Origin of the sequence: Pandoraea sp. LA3, assembly GCF_022696215.1 — a bacterium.
In the GTDB taxonomy this organism is placed as follows: Bacteria; Pseudomonadota; Gammaproteobacteria; order Burkholderiales; family Burkholderiaceae; genus Pandoraea; species Pandoraea capi.
Genome location: NZ_PTPY01000025.1, coordinates 108,445 through 128,092, shown reverse-complemented (window position 1 = coordinate 128,092; position 19,648 = coordinate 108,445). Strand labels below are relative to the sequence as shown.

Annotated in this window: 19 protein-coding genes; 17 read left to right on the top strand and 2 right to left on the bottom strand. The window is 62.6% G+C overall.

Translation table 11 applies throughout. The features are described from left to right. The first annotated feature begins 2 nt into the window (after window positions 1-2). Both C5N93_RS06815 and C5N93_RS06810 read left to right on the top strand, forming a co-directional pair. A complete protein-coding gene (locus tag C5N93_RS06815; RefSeq protein ID WP_242558720.1) occupies window positions 3-752 on the top strand; it encodes a peptidase C39 in 750 nt (249 codons plus the stop codon). A gap of 333 nt (window positions 753-1,085) precedes the next feature. Beyond that, on the top strand, window positions 1,086-2,417 hold the full coding sequence (locus C5N93_RS06810) for a hypothetical protein (RefSeq protein ID WP_069345179.1): 1,332 nt from the start codon (window positions 1,086-1,088) through the stop codon (window positions 2,415-2,417). Between the two features lie 210 nt (window positions 2,418-2,627). Here C5N93_RS06810 and C5N93_RS06805 read toward each other — a convergent pair whose 3' ends face one another. Then, on the bottom strand, window positions 2,628-3,098 hold the full coding sequence (locus C5N93_RS06805; protein ID WP_242558719.1) for a hypothetical protein: 471 nt from the start codon (window positions 3,096-3,098) through the stop codon (window positions 2,628-2,630). 392 nt (window positions 3,099-3,490) lie between these two features. Here C5N93_RS06805 and C5N93_RS06800 point away from each other — a divergent pair, with 392 nt between their 5' ends. The 12 genes from C5N93_RS06800 to rlmD all read left to right on the top strand — a co-directional run bounded on the left by C5N93_RS06800 (window position 3,491) and on the right by rlmD (window position 15,425). After that, the gene (locus tag C5N93_RS06800) at window positions 3,491-4,216 is read left to right on the top strand and encodes a LuxR C-terminal-related transcriptional regulator (RefSeq protein WP_242558718.1); all 726 of its coding nucleotides are present in this window, start codon (window positions 3,491-3,493) and stop codon (window positions 4,214-4,216) included. Between the two features lie 432 nt (window positions 4,217-4,648). Further along, window positions 4,649-5,851, top strand: a complete 1,203-nt coding sequence (locus tag C5N93_RS06795) for a CaiB/BaiF CoA-transferase family protein (RefSeq protein WP_242558792.1) — start codon at window positions 4,649-4,651, stop codon at window positions 5,849-5,851. Between the two features lie 108 nt (window positions 5,852-5,959). Continuing rightward, window positions 5,960-6,991, top strand: a complete 1,032-nt coding sequence (locus C5N93_RS06790; RefSeq protein WP_242558717.1) for an ABC transporter substrate-binding protein — start codon at window positions 5,960-5,962, stop codon at window positions 6,989-6,991. Then, window positions 6,991-7,803, top strand: a complete 813-nt coding sequence (locus C5N93_RS06785) for an ABC transporter ATP-binding protein (protein ID WP_242558716.1) — start codon at window positions 6,991-6,993, stop codon at window positions 7,801-7,803. The genes C5N93_RS06790 and C5N93_RS06785 overlap by 1 nt, the downstream gene beginning before the upstream one ends. 6 nt (window positions 7,804-7,809) lie before the next feature. Then, window positions 7,810-7,932, top strand: a complete 123-nt coding sequence (locus tag C5N93_RS28295) for a hypothetical protein (RefSeq protein ID WP_256388795.1) — start codon at window positions 7,810-7,812, stop codon at window positions 7,930-7,932. 45 nt (window positions 7,933-7,977) lie between these two features. Beyond that, entirely contained in the window at window positions 7,978-8,796 is an 819-nt protein-coding gene (locus C5N93_RS06780) for an ABC transporter permease (RefSeq protein WP_069345135.1), read from the top strand. A gap of 159 nt (window positions 8,797-8,955) precedes the next feature. Then, complete coding sequence (surE, locus tag C5N93_RS06775) at window positions 8,956-9,717, top strand: 5'/3'-nucleotidase SurE (RefSeq protein WP_069345136.1); 762 nt, start codon at window positions 8,956-8,958, stop codon at window positions 9,715-9,717. Between the two features lie 443 nt (window positions 9,718-10,160). Beyond that, entirely contained in the window at window positions 10,161-10,850 is a 690-nt protein-coding gene (locus tag C5N93_RS28435) for a protein-L-isoaspartate(D-aspartate) O-methyltransferase (RefSeq protein ID WP_347403293.1), read from the top strand. 85 nt (window positions 10,851-10,935) lie between these two features. After that, window positions 10,936-11,724, top strand: coding sequence for a peptidoglycan DD-metalloendopeptidase family protein (locus C5N93_RS06765; RefSeq protein WP_242558791.1), 789 nt, complete (start codon window positions 10,936-10,938; stop codon window positions 11,722-11,724). A gap of 15 nt (window positions 11,725-11,739) precedes the next feature. Continuing rightward, window positions 11,740-12,840, top strand: coding sequence for an RNA polymerase sigma factor RpoS (rpoS, locus tag C5N93_RS06760; protein WP_069345139.1), 1,101 nt, complete (start codon window positions 11,740-11,742; stop codon window positions 12,838-12,840). Window positions 12,841-12,993: 153 nt separating this feature from the next. Next, entirely contained in the window at window positions 12,994-13,770 is a 777-nt protein-coding gene (locus C5N93_RS06755; protein WP_242558714.1) for a 3'-5' exonuclease, read from the top strand. 131 nt (window positions 13,771-13,901) lie between these two features. Beyond that, a complete protein-coding gene (rlmD, locus tag C5N93_RS06750; RefSeq protein ID WP_301232100.1) occupies window positions 13,902-15,425 on the top strand; it encodes a 23S rRNA (uracil(1939)-C(5))-methyltransferase RlmD in 1,524 nt (507 codons plus the stop codon). Between the two features lie 166 nt (window positions 15,426-15,591). Here the strand turns inward: rlmD and C5N93_RS06745 are convergent, their stop codons facing one another. Then, window positions 15,592-16,293 (bottom strand): Bax inhibitor-1/YccA family protein, encoded by a 702-nt coding sequence (locus tag C5N93_RS06745; protein WP_150721580.1) that lies wholly within the window; start codon window positions 16,291-16,293, stop codon window positions 15,592-15,594. A gap of 406 nt (window positions 16,294-16,699) precedes the next feature. Here C5N93_RS06745 and ndk point away from each other — a divergent pair, with 406 nt between their 5' ends. The 3 genes from ndk to C5N93_RS06730 all read left to right on the top strand — a co-directional run bounded on the left by ndk (window position 16,700) and on the right by C5N93_RS06730 (window position 19,635). Then, a complete protein-coding gene (gene ndk / locus C5N93_RS06740; RefSeq protein ID WP_039399079.1) occupies window positions 16,700-17,125 on the top strand; it encodes a nucleoside-diphosphate kinase in 426 nt (141 codons plus the stop codon). 59 nt (window positions 17,126-17,184) lie between these two features. Further along, window positions 17,185-18,306 carry a 23S rRNA (adenine(2503)-C(2))-methyltransferase RlmN gene (gene rlmN, locus C5N93_RS06735; RefSeq protein ID WP_150721582.1) on the top strand — a complete coding sequence of 374 codons (1,122 nt, stop codon included), beginning with the start codon at window positions 17,185-17,187 and terminating at the stop codon, window positions 18,304-18,306. Window positions 18,307-18,567: 261 nt separating this feature from the next. Beyond that, window positions 18,568-19,635 (top strand): RodZ domain-containing protein, encoded by a 1,068-nt coding sequence (locus C5N93_RS06730; RefSeq protein ID WP_242558713.1) that lies wholly within the window; start codon window positions 18,568-18,570, stop codon window positions 19,633-19,635. Window positions 19,636-19,648: the final 13 nt, after the last annotated feature.

The window sequence follows — 19,648 nt, the reverse complement described above, 5'->3', positions numbered from 1 at the left end:
TCATGAATCGATATGTCCCGATGTTGGCCATCCCGCTGTTCGCAAGCGCCGTGCCGGCATTTGCGTCGAGTGTGGTGCCCGAGAGCTGGACGCCTGTAAGCGATGAAGTCCTCTCGCACGCGACCGGCAAATACGCACAACAGAACATGATCACGGGCTTTCAGCTCGTCATGCAATCGCAGTGGCAGATGCCGACCGGGGCGAGCCTGATGGCGACCGGTGTGCTCGGCGTGACTAACGGCCAGGTCCAGACCGGCAGCTCGACGGCGATCATCCCCGGTGTCGTGAATGCGACGGCGCCCACGACGCAATCGGTTGCCGGTGGCGCCAACGTGCTGATGAACGGCGTCGCACAGATCACGCAGGTTGCAGGCGACGCAAACAACGCCATGAACAAAGCCATCATCCAGTACGGCCCGGGCATATCGCTCGCGCTGCTGGTGCCTGTGAGCGGAAGCAGTTCCAGCAGCTCGAACACCACGGTGGGCAATCTGAGCGCCAGCGTGGCGATCTCGTCGGCCGGCATGCAACTCGCGCTCAACACGCCGAACGGGAATCTCGGGCAGAGCATCGCCGGTGGTGCGGGCGGCGCGATGAACCAGATCATGCAGGTCGTGCAAGTCGCAGGCAACGCGCAACAGGTGATGAACACGTTGCAACTGAACTTGCAGACGGGCGCGCTCACGTCGGCAGGGCTGCGTCAGCTCGGCGTGCAGAACGCGATGGCGAACATGATCGCGGTGCGCCATTGACGTTCAGGACATGCGAGGTCACGACCGTCGTTGCCGTGGCCTCGGTGAAAGCAGCGATCGCAGGGATCGAAGTGCAAGCGTAGTGACGTCGCCGGACTGTCGTGCATGAACGGTCCGGCTTCGGCCGCAACGTCCGACAGGACGCCATGACAACAAGAAGTGGGGCGCCGCCGCAGAGCACTCGCGGCGTACAAGAAGGTGATGTCGGCAGAGCCCGGTCCGGGTTTCGCACGCATCACCCCGCAGTCGAGCAGCAAGGACAACCGTGGTTGGCAATACGTGTTTGTTGGATTGCGCGCGGACGCCCGTCCGCTTTTTCACCCGGGGGGGATCATGAACACTCACCGCTTTTTTCCCGTTGCCGCTATTCCGTTGGGGGTACTGCTTTTCACGCTATCGGCCCAGGCTCAGGAGCATACGAACCCATCGCCGGACAACCGTATCCAGATGTTGATGGACATGGTTGACCGGCAGCAGCGGGAAATTTCTTCTCTCAAGCAGCGCCTCACGGATATCGAGATGGCGCAACGCGGGCGCGGTCTGACCGCATGGGATACCGCGCAGATCGCGCAAGTCTCGCCGGGTGACGGCTCTGCCGCCGGCTCCGCAGGCACACCCGGCGGCGGCGCTGCCGGGGCTGCCGGGCCGACCTCGGCCACGCCGATCGGCGAGACGCAGCAAATGCAGAAGAGCGAGACCGAATCGCAGCGCACGCCGGCCGAAGAAGCCGTGGTGCAGGCGCAGCACGCTCCGCTGTTCGACCGCAAGCTCACCATCGACGCCGGTATCAGCTACAGCTACTACGATCGCCGTCAATTGGTGCTGAGCGGTTTTCTCGCGCTCGATGCCATCTTCCTCGGTCAGTTGAACCTCGGCCAGACCAAGGCCAACGTGTGGACGTTCGACGTCAATACGCGTTACGGGATCACCGACCGGTTGAGCGTGTCGTTCGATGTGCCGTACCTGTATCGCAACTCGGACTTCATTTCCGGGGGCGTAGGCGGTGCGGCGTCGTCGATCAGCGACATCAGCAAGAACTCCGCGAATATCGGCGACGTGAACGCGTCGATCTACTACCAGCTCGTCAAGGAGAATGCGAACTGGCCCGATATCGTGGCGTCGTTGCGCGTGACGGCACCGACCGGCACGTCGCCGTTCGGCATCAAGCTCGGCACGCCCGACCCGAGCAACAACAACCTGACCACGCCGTCGCGTCTGCCCACGGGGAACGGCATCTGGGCAATTACGGCGGGCCTGTCGTTCCTGCGGACTTACGATCCGATCGTGTTGTTCGCGAACGTGGCCTACACGTACAACGTGGCGCGCTCGTTCGACGACATTTCGACCATCGAAGGCACCACCTCCCCGGCGAAGGTCAAGCTCGGCGATATCGTGCAGGTCGGCGCGGGGATGGCGTTGGCGCTCAACGACAAGACGGCACTGTCGATCTCGTATTCGACTGCGATTTCGCGTGCGACCAAGACGGCGTCGCCGGGCGCGGGCTGGACGACGGTGGCGGGCAGTACGACCAACGCGGCGTCGCTCAACTTCGGCATCAACTACGCCATCAACAAGCACTGGACCGTGAACGGGTACGTCAACGCCGGCATGTCGCCGGATGCACCGAACTATGTGATCGGTGTTCGCTTCCCGTACACGTTCTGAACGTAGCGAAAGCTGTCAACGGCGCTCGCCTCTCATCCGTAGGGGCGGCGCCTTTCGGTTCCGTCAGCAGGAACGGACGCGCACGTGTTCTGCGTGCATCCGACATCGGTGCGCACAGGTTTTAGCGTTCTGAATGGGTAACGATGTGACCGAAGGGTCAGTGGGACTGCCGGGCGTTGGCGTTTGTCGCTGCGCTCGGTGGTGATTCGGTTAACGTGCGGGCCCGGCTTGCATGCGCGTGACGACAGCGCCGGCATTCGCCTTGAAGCTCGTCGCCATCATGGTCGATGGCGCCTGTTGCACTTGCGGCATCGGCTGTGACGCCGAGACGGCAACGATGGTGCGCGGCTGCGCTGAGGGCGGCAATGACGCTTGCGTCGGCTTAGGCGACGGGGCCGGCGGGATCACTTCGTCCCACAAGCGAACGTTGTTGGCGGTGCTGATCGTTGTTGAATGGGCCGGCGCGAGGGCCGCAGGCGCGGCATTGCCGATACTGGTGACGAGGCTGCGTTGCAGGTTGGCGGCGTGCGTGCTGGCAAGCAGTGCATCGCTGACGGCTACCGGAACGGCGCCGCCAATGCTGCCAAGGCCATTGACATCGGCTTGTGCAGTATTCGCGATGCACGCAGCGGCAACACAAAATATCGCCCTGCGCGTCGTGCTGACGGTGATCTTGAACATGGCGTGCCCCCCGGCCTCCGTGTGCTGTCCTCTCAGACTTTTTGTATTTTATTGCGCGATTCGAGAAAGGAAAGGGAAAAAAGTAATAGCGGAATCTCCGAAAATTGAGTAAATAATTTACGCAGATTGCGGTTTGTCGCGCTCAGGCAACAAGCGCAGGCATTCGTGACGGGCGGACTCGCCGTTGTGCGGGCTTCACGCATAAACTGCCTTGAAAGCAAGACGACGCCTTATGCGTAAAGTATGGCGAGAACTGGAGGGTTTCTTCGGTTTTTGTCCGGGTGAGATGCGATGTGCATGTCACCGGCATATCAATGAAGCCAAAGGCGCGGTGAGCATGACAAAAATGGGGCGGCGGCGCGGGGGTGCCGACCGGGATATCAGGGGAAATCATGCGTGTGCTGGTCGTAGGTGAGGCTGCCACCTGGCTGAGCGGCCTGCAAATCGCATTGCAAACCGATGCGAATGTGACACCACCGGTCTTGCGGCACGTGGAGCATGTGACCACGCAGGACTGGGTCTGGCTGCGCGAGTTGCCGTCGCGTCGCGCGCTGGTGCTCGATGAGTCCGTCGCGCGCACGCCGGCGGTCGACACGCTGTGCGCAATTGCCGCCGAATGCGTGCCGCCTGTGCCCGTCGTCGTCGTAGGCGATGCGGGTTTTCCCGATGAAATCATTCGGTGGTTGCAGGCTGGCGTGGCCGCCTGCCTGCCGTGGCCCAATTCCGTCGCGCGTGTTCGCTCCGTGTTCGATCTGGCATTCTCGGGCGGTCGTTTCGTGCCGGAAGAGGCGCTCTCGGCGCTGCTGGTGCTCTGGCGGCAAGAGGCGCTGGGCGACGCGTTGCCGCTATCTCGCCTGCCGGTGTTTCCGCTTGGGGGCGACAAGGCGACGCAGCTTGCCGAATCGGCGCTGCTCGGCATCTCTCAACGGCAATATGAAATTCTGGCGCTCCTCTCGCGCGGGCTTTCCATCAAGACGATCTGCCAGCAACTGGTGATCTCCGAGGGCACGGCGAAGACCCATGTGTCTGCGCTCTACCGGCGACTCGGCGCGCGCAATCGCGGTGAGGCAATTTATATTGCAGCGCAGCGCGGTGCGCGCCATCTGTTCGAAACCTGACGAGTTCTCGACCGGACTCGGTTCGGTTAGCGAAAATCCGGCGGCGGGCCGGGTGGGGGTTGCCAGTGCCCGGGGTGTCGCGGGGCGGCGTTGCACGCGGGTATAGAGGTATCGGGGTAGCCGATATCGGATATTGCGACAAACCGGCTCGGACGATTCCGGATTTCCCCTGAGTTTGTTGGCCGATCCCCGCTGTCGAATTACTATACGAACTTCATTTGCCAACTATTTGCACGGGCGCCGCCGACCGGCAGCGTCTCGAGCGCCGACCGTGATGCGTGTCGGCCAGGCTCAGGAGTCCCAGCGTTGTCCAAGTCGTCCACGCCGTTCGAATCTACGCCGCCGCAGGGTGCTGCTTCGGCATCCTCGCCATCTGCCACATCCTCCTCGCCGTCTTCCGGTGCTCCCGATCGTTCCGCGCAGGCCGCTGGCGTGCCGGGCTTCGGTGCGCTTGCCGGCGTCAAAGTGCTCGAACTCGGCACGCTCATTGCCGGCCCGTTTGCGGCTCGCATGTTGGGCGAGTTCGGCGCCGAGGTCATCAAGATCGAAGACCCGCAGCATGGCGATCCGCTGCGCAAGTGGCGCAAGCTGCATCCCGACGCAGGGGGGACCTCCCTCTGGTGGGCCGTGCAGGCGCGCAACAAGAAGTCGGTCACGATCAATCTGAAGTCGCCGGAAGGGCAGGCTATCGTGCGCAAGCTCGCGGCGCAGGCCGATATCGTCGTCGAGAATTTCCGGCCCGGACTGCTCGAGCGTTTCGGGTTGGGTTACGAGCAACTCTGCGCCGAGAACCCCGGGCTGGTGATGGTGCGGCTTTCTGGCTATGGCCAGACGGGCCCGTACCGTGACCGTCCCGGTTTCGGTGCGATTGCCGAATCGATGGGTGGGTTGCGTCATATCACGGGGTACCCGGAACTGCCGCCGCCGCGCATCGGTATCTCTATCGGCGACTCGATTGCCGCGCTGCATGGTGTGATCGGCGCCATGATGGCCCTGCATCACCGCAACATGAATGGCGGACGAGGGCAGGTCGTCGATGTCGCCTTGTACGAGGCGGTATTCAATCTGATGGAGAGTGTGGTGCCGGAGTACAGCGTGGCGGGCATGGTGCGGGAGCGTACCGGTGCGTCGCTTCCGGGCATCGTGCCGTCGAACACCTATCCGTGCGCGGACGGCATGATCGTCGTCGGCGGCAATAGCGATCCGATTTTCAAACGTCTGATGCACGCCATCGGACGCACCGATCTGGCCGAAGATCCGGGGCTGGCCCATAACGATGGCCGTGTGCCTCGTACGCAGGAGATCGACGAGGCTATCGGTCGGTGGACGCAGGCGCATTCCATCGACGAGGCACTGGCAGTGCTTCAGGGCGCCGACGTGCCGGCGAGCCGGATCTACACGGTGGCCGATATGTTCAAGGATCCGCAGTTCATTGCGCGTCAGATGATCCAGCGTCATACGTTCCCCGACGGCACACCGATCGATCTGCCCAACATCTCGCCTAAGCTCTCCGACACGCCTGGTGAGACCCAGTGGCTCGGCCCTGAGCTGGGCGCACACACGGACGAGGTGCTTGGGCAACTGGGTTATGATGCCGGGCAAATCAAGGCATTGCGCGAGAACGGCGTTATCTGAGGCGTCGCTACGCGCAGCACCACGGGGCGCGGTTGTGGCCGCGGTCCGTGAGTAAAGCACGTCGAACAAACAAAGAAAGTACGCTGCAACCACGGAGACAACAACACCATGCAAAGACGTCAGTTCGTCACGGCACTGGCCGCTACCGGCCTGATTGGCGCAGGCATTCGCCCCGGCTTCGCGCAAAACAAGCTGGAGAAGACCAAGGTCGCCATCGCGGTCGGGGGTAAGAACCTCTTCTATTACTTGCCCCTCACGATTGCCGAGCGCCTGAATTACTTCAAGGACGAAGGACTCGACGTCGAAATCTCCGACTTTGCTGGCGGTTCGAAAGCCTTGCAGGCGCTCGTCGGCGGCAGTGCCGACGTGGTCTCGGGGGCCTACGAACACACGATTCTGTTGCAGGCGAAGAACCAGTTCATCCGCGCCTTCGTGCTGCAGGGGCGTGCGCCGCAGATCGTTTTCGGCGTGTCGAACAAGACGATGCCGAATTACAAGTCGATTGCCGATCTGCGTGGCAAGAAGATCGGTGTGACGGCGCCGGGTTCGTCGACCAACATCATGGCGAACTTCGTGCTGGCCAAGGGCGGCATCAAGCCCAACGAGGTGGCCTTCGTCGGTGTCGGCGCGTCGTCGGGCGCGCTGGCCGCGATCCGCTCGGGCAACATCGACGCGATCGTCAACCTCGACCCGGTGATCACCATGCTCGAGCGCGACAAGGAGATTCGTGTGATCTCGGATACGCGCACGCTCAAGGAAACGGTGTCCGTGTTCGGCGGCAACATGCCGGCCGGTTGCCTCTACACGAACGAATCGTTCATTCAGAAGAATCCGAACACCACGCAAGCACTGACCAATGCGATGGTCCGCGCGCTGCGCTGGCTTCAGACGGCAGGGCAGGCCGACCTCATCAAGACGGTCCCCGATGCCTATCTGCTGGGGGACCGCGCGCTTTACCTCGACGCGTGGAGCCGGGTGAAGGAAGCCATCTCGCCGGATGGTCTGATTCCGGCGGACGGCCCGGCGACTGCGCTGCGCACGTTGCAGGCGTTCGACGAGACCGTGAAGGGCAAGTCGATCGATCTGTCGAAGACGTTCACGAACGAGTTCACCAAGAAAGCCGACGCCAAGTACAAATGATGACTGCGCCGGCTCTGAGTTTCGAAAGCATTAACTGTACCTTCGTCGCGCGCGACGATCGCGCCAAACGCTATACGGCCGTGGCCGATACGTCGCTCGACATCGCGCCCGGCGAATTCGTCTCCGTCGTCGGGCCGACGGGCTGCGGCAAGTCCACGCTGCTCAATGTGGCCGCGGGTTTGCTGGCGCCGTCGTCCGGATCGATCAAGGTGTTCGGGCAGCCGCTCAAGGGGATCAACGCCCGGGCCGGCTATATGTTTCAGGCCGAAGCCCTGATGCCCTGGCGCAACGCGATCGACAACGTGGCTGCCGGGCTGGAGTTTCGCGGTGTGGCACCCGACGAAGCGAAGGCACGCGGGCATGAGTGGCTCAAGCGTGTCGGGCTGGGCGGTTTCGGCGACCGGTACCCGCATCAACTCTCCGGGGGCATGCGCAAGCGTGTCGCCATGGCGCAGACGCTGATTCTGGATCCGGACATCATCCTGATGGACGAGCCGTTTTCGGCACTCGATATTCAGACGCGTCAGCTCATGGAGAACGAGTTGCTGGAGTTGTGGGCGGCCAAGCGTCGTGCCGTGTTGTTCATCACGCACGATCTGGATGAGGCCATTGCCTTGTCCGATCGCGTCGTGGTGCTCGCGGCCGGGCCGGGTACGCACCCGATCGGAGAGTTTCGGATCGATCTGCCGCGCCCGCGTGACGTAGCGGAAATCCGGAATCATCCCCGCTTCACCGAGTTGCATGCCCAGATATGGGATGTGCTGCGCGAGGAAGTCCTCAAGGGCTACGCACAACAGTTAAAGGCGGTCTGAATCGTCATGTGGCAAATCGCAGGTTTTCTTACCGTCTCGCTCAGCTGGCTCAACTGGCCGGGTTGGCTCGACTGGATGGACTGGTTCGATTTGCCGGACGGCTTTGGCTTGTTCGACTGGCTGGTCTGAGGACTCGGCCTGTCGCTCGTCTGATATTCCCGGAATTCGTTCGTCATGCGTAATCGTTCGTTCATGCGGCACCTGCGGCTGTGGCAATGGCTGCTGCTGGTGGTGGCCTTTCTCGTCTGGTATGTCCTCACGAGTCCCACGCTGCTGCCCGCGTTTTATTTCGACAGCCCGGACAAGGCCGCCTTTTTCTTCGGCGAGCCGCAAAAGGTGCTGCTTCAGATCTGGCAGTGGTTCGTTAGCGGAGAGATCTATCTGCACCTTGGCGTGACGTTGCTCGAAACGATGCTGGCGTTTGCGATCGGTACCGTGCTCGGTCTGGCGGTGGGGTTGTGGCTGGCGCTCTCGCCCAGCGCCGGTGCACTGCTCGACCCGTACATCAAGGCGGCCAACTCGATGCCTCGCGTGATCCTCGCCCCGATCTTCGGCGTGTGGTTCGGGCTTGGCATCTGGTCGAAGGTCGCACTGGGCGTCACGCTGGTGTTCTTCATCGTCTTCTTCAACGTGTATCAGGGCGTGAAGGAAGTCAGCCCGGTGGTGCTCGCCAATGCGCGCATGCTCGGGGCGAACCAGCGCCAGTTGCTGCGTCGCGTGTATCTGCCCAGCGCAACCAGTTGGGTGTTCTCGAGCCTGCACAACTCGGTCGGTCTGGCGTTTGTCGGGGCAGTGGTCGGGGAGTACCTGGGCTCGGCGCGCGGTGTGGGTTATCTCATTTTGCAGGCGGAAGGCACGTTCGACATCAACGCCGTCATCGCCGGGGTGTTGATTCTCACCGCGTTTGCGCTGGTGCTCGATGGGCTGGTGGGCGTGGTCGAGCGCCGTTTGCTCGTCTGGCAGCCGCAAGCCGGAGAAACGGAGAAGATGTAGCGGAGTCCGGCGTCATGGCGACGCCGTTCCATCGCGGTCTCGTCGCCGTGACGCTACCGTGAAGGCGCGACGACTCGGTGGTGCATGGGGCAGGGCGGAACGCCAAAGTTGGCGCCATGGCGTCATATCGGAGCACCTTTCCTCGGTTACAATTGCCGCATGCGAATCCTGCTCAGCAACGACGATGGGTATCAGGCGCCAGGCCTGGCCGCGCTTTACGAAGCGCTGGCACCGCTTGGCGACATTACCGTGGTGGCGCCCGAACAGAACTGTAGCGGTGCGTCCAATTCCTTGACCTTGCAACGGCCGCTTTCCGTCTTCAAAGCGCCCAACGATTTCACTTTTATCAACGGCACGCCGACCGATTGCGTCCACGTGGCGTTGACTGGCTTGCTCGACCAGCGTCCCGATATCGTGGTCTCGGGTATCAACAACGGTCAGAACATGGGCGAAGACACGCTCTATTCGGGGACCGTGGCCGCCGCCACCGAGGGGTTTCTTTTCGGGATCCCTTCGTTCGCGTTCTCTCAGGTCGACAAAGGCTGGGGGCATCTCGATAGCGCGGCGCGTGTGGCGCGCGAGGTGGTCGAGCGCTATATGGAGCGGCCGTTGGGCGCGCCGTTCCTGCTGAACGTCAATATTCCCAATTTGCCGTACGAGCGCCTGAAAGGTGCATTGGCGACGCGTCTCGGCAAACGACACCAATCGCAGCCGGTCATCCGTCAGGAAAATCCGCGCGGCGAAGCGATTTACTGGATCGGCCCAGCCGGCGACGCGCGCGATAGCAGCGAAGGCACCGATTTCCACGCCGTGGCGCACGATTACGTCTCGGTCACCCCCTTGCAACTGGATCTCACGCATACCGCACGACTTGGCGTCGTGCACGATTGGCTGGCCAGCGCAGGGGTGGCCCAACGATGACGACACCGCCGAAGCGTTTTCCCCTCCCTCTGGCTGAAGTGATGACCCGCCGGCAGCGCAAGGCGCCGGTGCTCGACAAGTCGTCGCGTGCGAGTCCGGCCGGGGCGCCGCCTGCGGCCATGACGCGCAAGGCGCCGAATGGCACAGCGACATCGGCGAATCAAGGCGTGGGGAAGACGTCGGCGGTAGGCAGTCACAATAGTTTGCGTGCGGCTTCGACGCCGATGGCGGGTGCGTCGGCGCGTCCCGCCGGTGCACACGCTTCGCACGCGGTGGTGCCTAAAGGGCTGGCGCGCCCGGCGGCGACGCCACACGCGCAGCCCGCGCCTCATGCTGTGAAAAGTCCGGCAAGGCCGGGCGGTAAGGCGTCAACTGCCACCGTTGTGTCCAAGCCGGCGTCTGGTGCGCATTCGGGCAAAGGTGCCGTGCGGCCCACGAATGGCGTGAAAGTGCCGGCCGGGATGTCGTCGGCCGGTGTTTCCCCCGACGGGATCGGTCTGACGTCGGAGCGCGTGCGCGCCCGCATGGCTGAACGCGTGGCGGCCTCGGGCGTCAAACACCCGGGCGTGCTGGCAGCGCTTGCGACTGTGCCGCGCCACGGGTTCGTCGACGCGGCGCTGGCCAATCAGGCTTATGAGGATGCCGCCCTTCCGATCGGTCATGGGCAGACGATTTCGAAGCCGTCCGTGGTCGGGCGCATGATTGAACTGCTGCTCGCCGGCGGGCGTCCGCTGGAGAAGGTGCTGGAGATCGGTACCGGCTGCGGTTATCAGGCGGCGGTGCTGTCCTGTGTCGCGAAGGACGTTTATTCGATCGAACGGGTGCGGCCGCTGCACGAACGTGCGAAAGCCAATCTTCGGCCATTGCGGGTGCCGAATATCCGTCTGCATTATGGCGACGGGCGGCTGGGACTGCCGGCGGTGGCGCCGTTCGACGGCATCGTGATCGCTGCGGCAGGCCTGGAGATTCCCGACGCACTGGTCGATCAGTTGGCGGTGGGCGCGCGTCTTGTCGCCCCCGTTGGCGGAGAGCAACAAATTTTGACCCTCATCGAGCGCATCGGTGCGCGCCAATGGCGCGAGACGCAGCTTGATAGGGTGTTATTCGTCCCCTTAAAATCGGGCATCATTTGAGCCCGTCGGGCCAATTCTGCGGAGGATTTGAGTGAATTTGCGAGCGGGTTTCCAACAACGCGTCGCCAGTGTCCTGTTGCTGAGCATGCTGGCAGCGTGCGCATCGCGACAAGTCGGCGCACCGGTCGTCGACCGTACCGTAGGCGGTACGACGACCGACAGCGGTGTGCCGGGCGCTACCGCGCCCATCGTCGACAACACGCCGGTTCCGCCGGGGTTTTACCGGGTCAAGCCGGGGGACCGTCTCTATCGCATCGCGTTGGAGAACGGGCAGAATTATCGCGATATCGCGCGCTGGAACAATATCCAGAACCCCGACCAGATCGAAGTCGGTCAGGTGCTGCGCGTGAAGCCGCCTGCGGGCGACACCGGTACGCCGTTGCCGCCGCCGGTGGCCAGCACGCCGGCCTCGAATGGCAATAACGCCGCTGCCGTGCCGCCGGCTGTCGTGACGCCGCCGGCCACCAGCTCGGCGGCTTCGGGGGCGCCGTCGGCAGTGTCCAGCGGTGACTTGCAACTGTCGTGGCCGGCCAAGGGCGACGTGGTGGGCCGCTTCGACGATTCGAAGAACAAGGGCCTGAACATTGGCGGCAGGGTCTCGGATTCGATCTACGCTGCCGGTGCGGGGAAAGTGGTGTATTCGGGGGCCGGCCTTCGCGGGTATGGCAACCTCATCATCATCAAACACGATGCCACCTTCTTGACGGCGTATGCGCACAACAGCAAACTGTTGGTCAAGGAAGGCGACTCCGTGACGCGGGGTCAGAAAATCGCCGAAATGGGCAATTCGGATGCAGATCGTGTCATGCTGCATTTCGAGGTGCGTAAGGACGGTAAGCCTGTGGATCCGATGAAGTATTTGCCGCCTCACTAAACTAGGCAGGGTCGAATGCTCAAGAGAAAGCGTCGTACTTCGCAAGAGGAAGACCTCGCTGCCCCGGAGACCGATCAGGACGTTGACGATCGGCAATCCCGGCAGGAAGAGGACGTGGACGACGCTTTCGACGAGCGCGAGGCGGAGGATGACGACGCCTCGTCATCCGACGGCGAGGCTGGCGAAGAAGGTTCCGGTTCCGGATCGGGCCGCAAGCGCAAGTCCGCCGACGCCGACGACTTCGGCACCGTGCTGCAGGCCGAACTCACGGCCGACACCGTTCAGCACTATCTCAATCGCATCAGTGTCAAACCGCTGCTGACGCCCGCGGAGGAGCTCGATTACTCCACGCGTGCGCAAGCCGGCGAGTTCGCGGCGCGTCAGGTCATGATCGAGCGCAATCTGCGTCTCGTCGTGAGCATCGCCAAGGGCTATCTCAATCGCGGCGTGCCGTTGCTCGATCTGATCGAGGAAGGCAATCTCGGGTTGATGCACGCCATCGAGAAATTCGACCCGGGCCGTGGATTCCGTTTCTCGACGTACGCAACGTGGTGGATTCGGCAGAGTATCGAGCGCGCCATCATGAATCAGGCGCGCACGGTGCGTTTGCCGGTGCACGTCATCCGCGAACTCAATCAGGTGCTGCGGGCCAAGCGTCACCTCGAGAAAAGCGCGGCATACGTCGATGGTGGCGAGCAGCGCGATGCGAGCATCGAGGATATCGCTGATCTCACCGGCAAGACGCCGGAGGAGATCACGGATATCCTGGCGCTCAACGAGCATGTGGCTTCGCTCGATGCGCCGCTAGATATCGATCCCGGCAGCAGTCTGCTCGATCTGCTTTCCGACGATCATAGCGAAGCGCCCGAGCAGGAAGTGCAGCATCGCGAACTGGAAGACCTCATGCGACTCTGGTTGTCGCGGCTGTCGACCAAGCATCGTTATGTCATCGAGCGACGGTTCGGTCTTAACCGGGTGGAACCCGCAACGCTGGAAGAACTGGCCGACGAAATGGGGCTGACCCGGGAGCGCGTGCGGCAGATCCAGCAAGAGGCACTCGTCAAACTCAAGCGCTATTTCGCGTCGAACGGTGTGCGCAAGGACGCCGTGCTCTGACCGGCGAGGCGTGTCGCCCACACCAGCTTTTCTCGCCCACCTGACGGATTCACGGCGATGGGGTGCGGTCTGACGGGCCATGACGGGCCGCGAAGGGCGGGCGCATCGACGTCGAATGGCGACACCTTCTGATTTTTTCCTCTGAATTTCACCATGTCATCTCCCGTTCTCGTCTTCGATATTGAAACGATTCCCGATGTCGATGGCCTACGCAAACTTGAGCCTGCGTATGCCGGACTGACGGATGACGCAGTCGCCGAAGCGGCGTTTGCCGCGCGCCGCGAAAAGGTAGGGCACGACTTCCTGCCGTTGCATTTGCAGCGCGTTGCTGCGATCTCCTGTGTCTTTCGCGATCGCGACGGATTTCGCGTGAAGTCGTTAGGCACGCTGGAGGACGGGGAGGGGGCGCTCGTGTCGGGGTTCTATCGCACGATCGAGAAGTACGCGCCGCAACTCGTGTCCTGGAATGGCGGTGGCTTCGATTTGCCGGTGTTGCACTATCGCGCGATGATCCACGGCATTTCCGCGCCGCGTTATTGGGATATGGGCGAGGACGACCGCGAGTTCAAGTGGAATAACTACATCAGCCGGTATCACCAGCGCCATCTGGATCTGATGGATCTGCTCGCAATGTATCAGGCGCGCGCGAATGCACCGCTCGACGATCTGGCCAAGCTGTGCGGATTCCCGGGCAAGCTCGGCATGGACGGCAGCAAGGTGTGGCAGGCCTATCGCGAGGGCAAGCTCGAAGAGATCCGGAATTATTGCGAGACGGACGTGGTGAATACCTATCTGGTGTACTGCCGCTACCAGTTGATGCGTGGCGGATTGCGTCAGGCCGAATACGAGCAGGAGATCGACTTCGTGAAGCGCTCTCTCGAGCAGGAGCCGGCGGCGCATTGGAAGGAATACCTTGGCGCGTGGGGGTAATCCGGGGGGGATTTGCCCGTTTTTGCAACGGGCGTGTGCGCCAGCGAAAACCCGACAAACATCCGCCGTGCATAACTCGCGGACGAATCGATTAAAATGCCGGGTTTGCTGTCGCATATGAGAATAAAGACGTGACCCGTTCCTCCCGAAACTCTTCGCGCAATCGGCCCAGCGCCGAGCCCGGCATTATCGATATCGAATCGCTCGACATGGAGGCGCGCGGCGTTGGCCGTACTGCGCCCGAGGGCGAGCCGGACACGCCGGAGTTCAAGCCCGGCAAGGTGATCTTCGTCGAAGGCGCACTGCCGGGCGAACGTGTCACGTACCTCAGCTACCGCCGCAAACCCAAGTTCGAGCAAGCCGAGACGATCAGCGTGCTGCGCTCCAGCTCGATGCGCGCCAAACCGCAGTGCCCGCATTTCGGCAAATGCGGCGGCTGCTCGATGCAGCATCTCGAGCCGCGTGCCCAGATCGCTATCAAGCAGCGCGTGCTGGAGGATAATCTGGCGCGTCTCGGAAAGGTGAAGGCCGAGGCGATGCTTCGCCCGATTCAGGGGCCGGACTGGGGCTACCGTTTCCGGGCTCGCCTTACGGTGCGCTATGTGCCGAAGAAGGGGGGCGTACTGATCGGTTTCCACGAGCGTAAGAGCAGTTACGTGGCCGACATGGATTCATGCGAAGTGCTGCCGCGTCACGTGTCGGACATGCTGGTGCCGCTGCGTCGACTGGTGGAGTCGCTGTCGATTCGCGAGCGTCTGCCGCAAATCGAACTGGCCATCGGCGCCGATGTCACGGCGCTCGTCCTGCGAATTCTCGAGCCGCTGACCCCTGCCGACGAAGATATCCTGCGGGCTTTTGCCGACGCGAATCACGTGCAGTTCTGGGTGCAGCCGAAGGGGCCGGATACGGCAGTGCCGTTCTACCCGCTGACGCCGGAGCTTCACTACACGCTGCCGGAATATCAGATCCGCATGCCGTTCAAGCCGACGGACTTCACGCAGGTCAATCACCAGATCAACCGAGTGCTTGTCCATCGTGCGTTGCGCCTGCTCGCGCCGCAGTCGAACGAGCGCGTGCTCGATCTGTTCTGCGGACTGGGTAACTTCACCTTGCCGTTGGCGCGTCGCGCCGGTACGGTGATGGGCATTGAGGGCAGTACGGCATTGACGGAGCGCGCGCTGGCGAATGCACAGCGCAATGGCGTCGCCGAGCGTACGGAATTTGCTTGCCGGAACCTGTTCGACATTACCGCGGAAGATATCCGGGCGCTGGGAGCATTCGATCGCTATCTGATCGATCCGCCGCGTGAGGGGGCGCTGGCCGTCTCGAAGGCGCTTGCAGAGCTGGCGCAACAAGGTTACGAAGGCCTGCCCAAACGCATCGTCTATGTCTCGTGCAGCCCTGCCACGCTGGCGCGTGACGCGGGCCTGCTGGTGCACGAGGCTGGCTACCGTCTCACGCTCGCGGGTGTCGTCAACATGTTCCCGCACACCTCGCATGTGGAGTCGATGGCCGTTTTCGAACACGAAAGCATTGGTCGGCCGTGGGTGCCGCGTATTCGCGTGTCCGAGGCGTCCGAGCGCGATGAAGGCGTAGAAGCCATTGCTGGCGCTGCTGGCGGCGAAGGTGTGATCCACGACGCGCCTGACGTCTGAGCGGCGGAGCGCGTTCGGGCACTTCTCGCGCCGCATGAGGGCGCCGAGCAAAGACATCGAGCAAAGACCGCGAGCAAAGAAAAAGCCAGCCCCGAAGGGCTGGCTTTTTTGTCCGTCGAGCCGACGGATGGCGCTGGAAAACTGGCGCCGCCGCTGCGTTCCGCGTTTAGTTGCGGTTGCCGCCCAGCACGCCAAGAATGGCGAGCAGGTTGGTGAAGATGTTGTACAGGTCGAGGTAAATCGCCAGCGTCGCCGTGACGTAGTTAGTTTCGCCGCCGTTCACCACGCGCTGCACGTCGAACAGAATGTACGCCGAGAAGATGGCGATCGCGAGCACCGACACCGTCAGCATCAAGGCCGGCAGTTGCAGCCAGATGTTGGCGACCGACGCCAGCAGGATCACGATCACGCCCATGAACAGCCACTTGCCCAAGCCGCTGAAATCGCGCTTGCTGACCGTGGCGACCGATGCCATCACCGTAAAGATCACGGCGGTGCCGCCGAACGCCAGCATGATGAGCGATGCGCCGTTCGAAAAGCCGAGCACGAAGCTCAGCAGGCGCGTGAGCATCAGGCCCATGAAGAACGTGAAGCCCAGCAGCAGGGCGACGCCCACGCCACTATTCTTGAAGCGCTCGATGGCGAACATGAAGCCGAAAGCGATGGCAAGGAACAAGATCACGCTGACCATCGGGCTGCCCGCAAACAGCGCGAAGCCGTACGTCACGCCCAGCCAGGCCCCCGCAATCGTCGGCAGCATCGACAGCGCGAGCAGCCAATACGTATTGCGCAGCACCTTGTTGCGCACCTGTGCGGTCGAGACGCCACCCGTCCCACCGTAGCCGAAGCGTTGGAAATCCTGGTTCATATATTGTGTTCTCCGTGGTCGTTGTGCCTGTTGGCGGGGCCGGCAGGCGCCTCATGACGCATACGATGGCCGGCACTCCTGCCGGCGAATCCCCCGCAGCCGTTGTTCCGGCTTGTCGTCGAAGCTTGAGGATACCCAAAGACATCCGGGAAAGCACTCGGACGATTCCTGAAATCTCTGGGCAAAAGCCTGAATTTCAATCCACCGTCAGCACCCAAACCCTCCCATTTAGGTAAGGTCCGGGAAGCGCATCCCTGTGTCCGCTTCGCGAAAAGCCGGATAGTCCCGGCCGTCCTGCGTTTGAGCGGTACGCGTACTGTAGGTTCCATCCCCATCATAACAGCCTTCGTGCTACAATTACGGGTTCATGTTGGTTATATAACTGCTTAATTTTTTGGAGTTTTTCATGGCAGTCGAACGCACTTTGTCGATTATCAAGCCCGATGCCGTTGCTAAGAACGTGATCGGCCAGATTTACAGCCGCTTCGAAGCCGCAGGCCTGAAGATCGCCGCTGCCAAGCTGGTGCATCTGTCGCGCGCAGAAGCCGAGCAGTTCTACGCTGTTCACAAGGAACGCCCGTTCTTCAAGGACCTGGTCGATTTCATGATCTCGGGCCCGGTGATGATCCAGGCGCTGGAAGGTGAAAACGCCATCGCGAAGAACCGCGAACTGATGGGCGCCACCGACCCGAAGAAGGCAGAGAAGGGCACGATCCGCGCTGACTTCGCTGACAGCATCGACGCCAACGCCGTGCACGGTTCGGACGCTGCCGAAACCGCCGCTGTGGAAGTGGCTTTCTTCTTCCCGGGCATGAACGTCTACTCGCGCTAAGCCGCGTATAGTCGCTCAATCGCAGGAAGAGACCGAAGGGATGTTGACGGACCAGGGCCATGACCAACCTTACGAATCTGCTTGATTACGATCCGGACGGTCTGGCCGCCTATTGCGGCACGCTCGGCGAAAAGCCGTTCCGTGCGCGCCAGCTCCAGCGTTGGATCCACCAGATGGGGGCCGCCGATTTCGACGGCATGACCGATCTGGCCAAATCGCTTCGCGAGAAGCTGAAGACGCGCGCGAACATCGTTGCGCCTGCGGCCATCACCGACCATTTGTCGGCCGATGGTACGCGCAAATGGCTGCTCGACGTAGGCAACGGCAACGCCGTTGAGACCGTCTACATCCCCGAGGAGACGCGTGGCACGCTTTGTGTTTCGTCGCAAGCGGGCTGCGCCGTCAATTGCCGGTTCTGTTCGACCGGCAAGCAGGGGTTCTCGCGCAATCTGACGCTCGGCGAAATCATCGGCCAGCTTTGGATGGCCGAATTCGCACTGCGCCGTGACCTCGGGCGCGAGGGCAAGAACGAGCGTGTCATCACCAACGTCGTGATGATGGGCATGGGCGAACCGCTGCTCAATTTCGACAATGTGGTGGGCGCCATGCGCCTCATGCTCGACGACAATGCCTATGGGTTGTCGCGCCGCCGCGTAACGTTGTCGACGTCGGGTGTGGTGCCGATGATGGACCGTCTGGGGCAGGAACTGCCCGTGGCGCTGGCCGTCTCGCTGCACGCGCCGAACGATGCGCTGCGCGATGTGCTCGTGCCACTCAACAAAAAATATCCGTTACGCGAGCTGATGGGCGCGTGCGAGCGCTACCTTGAAGTGGCGCCGCGTGACTTCATCACGTTCGAGTATTGCATGCTCGACGGTGTGAACGACACCGAAGCGCATGCGCGCGAGCTCGTCGCCCTGACGCGCGACGTGCCGTGCAAATTTAATCTGATCCCTTTCAATCCGTTCCCTGAATCCGGTCTGCTGCGATCGAAGGATCCGCAGATCAAGCGTTTCGCGCAGATTCTGCTCGATGCGGGCCTGGTCACGACCGTGCGTAAGACGCGTGGCGATGACATCGACGCCGCCTGTGGCCAGCTGGCCGGCGAAGTGCAGGATCGCACGCGGTTGGCGCAGCGTGGCAAATTCGGGAAAATCGCGGTCGAGGTGCGTACCGTATGACGGGGCGCATGGGCGGGCGTGGACCGTGGCGAGGGCCGTCGGCCCCGCACGCACCATGCCGTCCGTCGGATCAGTCTTGCACTACAGCATTCCTTGCGCGGGACATGTTTCATGCCCCGCGCGATTCCGTCAGTTCCTTGTCGAGTCTTCCGGAGCGTCGCGCAGATCTTCACGTTGCGCGCACGGCGGACGATGCAGCGGGACTGTCGCCAGCATATCCTCAGCCGCTGCGGGCGGCTGCTTACGAACGGGGGCGTATCGATGGATAACCAGAATCAGGCGGATGCAGGCGGACAAGCCGGGGCTCAAGGCCAGGGATTGCCGCAGGGAGCACCTGCCGGATGGGCTGAGCTGGGCGCGCAAGTGGGGGCGCAACTGGCGGTATTGCGCGAGAAGCGCGGCATGTCGGTCGAAGACGTGTCGGCGCGTTTGAAAGTCTCCGTGCAGAAGCTCAAGCGTCTTGAAGCTGGCGAGTGGGACGCGTTGCCTGAAATGCCGTTCATTCAGGGGGTGGTGCGTAGCTATGCCCGTATGGTGGGCGGTGATCCCGAGCCGATGATCGAGTCGTTGCGCCGCGTTGGCGGAACGCCTCAGGCCGCGATCGAGATTCCGCAGCCGCAGTCGGGTCAGCCGAGCATCCCGAAGAGCCCTGTGCGTTTCCGTTCGCCGGTGGCCGCCTCGCAAGCGAAATGGCCGTGGGCGCTCGCGGCATTGGTGGTGATCGCCGGTGCTGCCTGGTACTTCGGCAACGCCCACAAGGCCGGGCGCGGTGCGACCGAGCCGGCGGAACTGGCTAGCGGTGCGTCGGCCCAGGGCGCGACGGAAGCGGCGGAACCCGCCAGTCAGCCGGTCGTTGCCGATGCAAACGGCACGCCGCCGGGGGCGGACGGTACGAATTCGGCCAACAACGGGAATACGGAAGGTACGGTCAATAACGCGTCCGCCAGTGCGGCCGCCGCGGGGCCTGGCCTGATTGCAGCGGTCGACCCGACGCACGTGGTCGCCGGGCTGGCAAGTGCCGCTACGGCGCCCGCCGTCACGGCGACGCCGCCTGCCGACGTGAAGGCGTCGAGCGCAGGTGCGCCGGGCAATGGCAAGATTGCGTTGCGCCTGAAGGCAGACAGTTGGGTGGAAGTGCGTTCGAAGGACGGCAAGGTGCTGTTCTCCCAACTGATGCGTGCAGGTGCCGAACAGGAAATTACGGGCGATGCGCCGCTTAAAGTCGTTGTGGGTAACGTCGCGGGCGTCGAATCGCTGGAATTCAACGGTCAACCGGTCGAGATCAAGTCCCGTAATGCGGGCAATGTGGCGCGTCTGACGCTCCAGTAAGACCGAAAGAGGG

What these genes read in the sequence shown, in the direction of transcription:
- C5N93_RS06790 (WP_242558717.1), top strand. Translation starts at nt 5,960, where the DNA reads ATGCAAAGACGTCAGTTCGTCACGGCACTGGCCGCTACCGGCCTGATT.
- C5N93_RS06800 (WP_242558718.1), top strand. Translation starts at nt 3,491, where the DNA reads ATGCGTGTGCTGGTCGTAGGTGAGGCTGCCACCTGGCTGAGCGGCCTG.
- C5N93_RS06780 (WP_069345135.1), top strand. Translation starts at nt 7,978, where the DNA reads ATGCGTAATCGTTCGTTCATGCGGCACCTGCGGCTGTGGCAATGGCTG.
- C5N93_RS06765 (WP_242558791.1), top strand. Translation starts at nt 10,936, where the DNA reads ATGCTGGCAGCGTGCGCATCGCGACAAGTCGGCGCACCGGTCGTCGAC.
- C5N93_RS06755 (WP_242558714.1), top strand. Translation starts at nt 12,994, where the DNA reads ATGTCATCTCCCGTTCTCGTCTTCGATATTGAAACGATTCCCGATGTC.
- C5N93_RS28295 (WP_256388795.1), top strand. Translation starts at nt 7,810, where the DNA reads ATGTGGCAAATCGCAGGTTTTCTTACCGTCTCGCTCAGCTGGCTCAAC.
- C5N93_RS06815 (WP_242558720.1), top strand. Translation starts at nt 3, where the DNA reads ATGAATCGATATGTCCCGATGTTGGCCATCCCGCTGTTCGCAAGCGCC.
- C5N93_RS06730 (WP_242558713.1), top strand. Translation starts at nt 18,568, where the DNA reads ATGGATAACCAGAATCAGGCGGATGCAGGCGGACAAGCCGGGGCTCAA.
- ndk (WP_039399079.1), top strand. Translation starts at nt 16,700, where the DNA reads ATGGCAGTCGAACGCACTTTGTCGATTATCAAGCCCGATGCCGTTGCT.
- C5N93_RS06785 (WP_242558716.1), top strand. Translation starts at nt 6,991, where the DNA reads ATGACTGCGCCGGCTCTGAGTTTCGAAAGCATTAACTGTACCTTCGTC.
- C5N93_RS06810 (WP_069345179.1), top strand. Translation starts at nt 1,086, where the DNA reads ATGAACACTCACCGCTTTTTTCCCGTTGCCGCTATTCCGTTGGGGGTA.
- rpoS (WP_069345139.1), top strand. Translation starts at nt 11,740, where the DNA reads ATGCTCAAGAGAAAGCGTCGTACTTCGCAAGAGGAAGACCTCGCTGCC.
- surE (WP_069345136.1), top strand. Translation starts at nt 8,956, where the DNA reads ATGCGAATCCTGCTCAGCAACGACGATGGGTATCAGGCGCCAGGCCTG.
- C5N93_RS06805 (WP_242558719.1), bottom strand. Translation starts at nt 3,098, where the DNA reads ATGTTCAAGATCACCGTCAGCACGACGCGCAGGGCGATATTTTGTGTT.
- C5N93_RS06745 (WP_150721580.1), bottom strand. Translation starts at nt 16,293, where the DNA reads ATGAACCAGGATTTCCAACGCTTCGGCTACGGTGGGACGGGTGGCGTC.
- rlmN (WP_150721582.1), top strand. Translation starts at nt 17,185, where the DNA reads ATGACCAACCTTACGAATCTGCTTGATTACGATCCGGACGGTCTGGCC.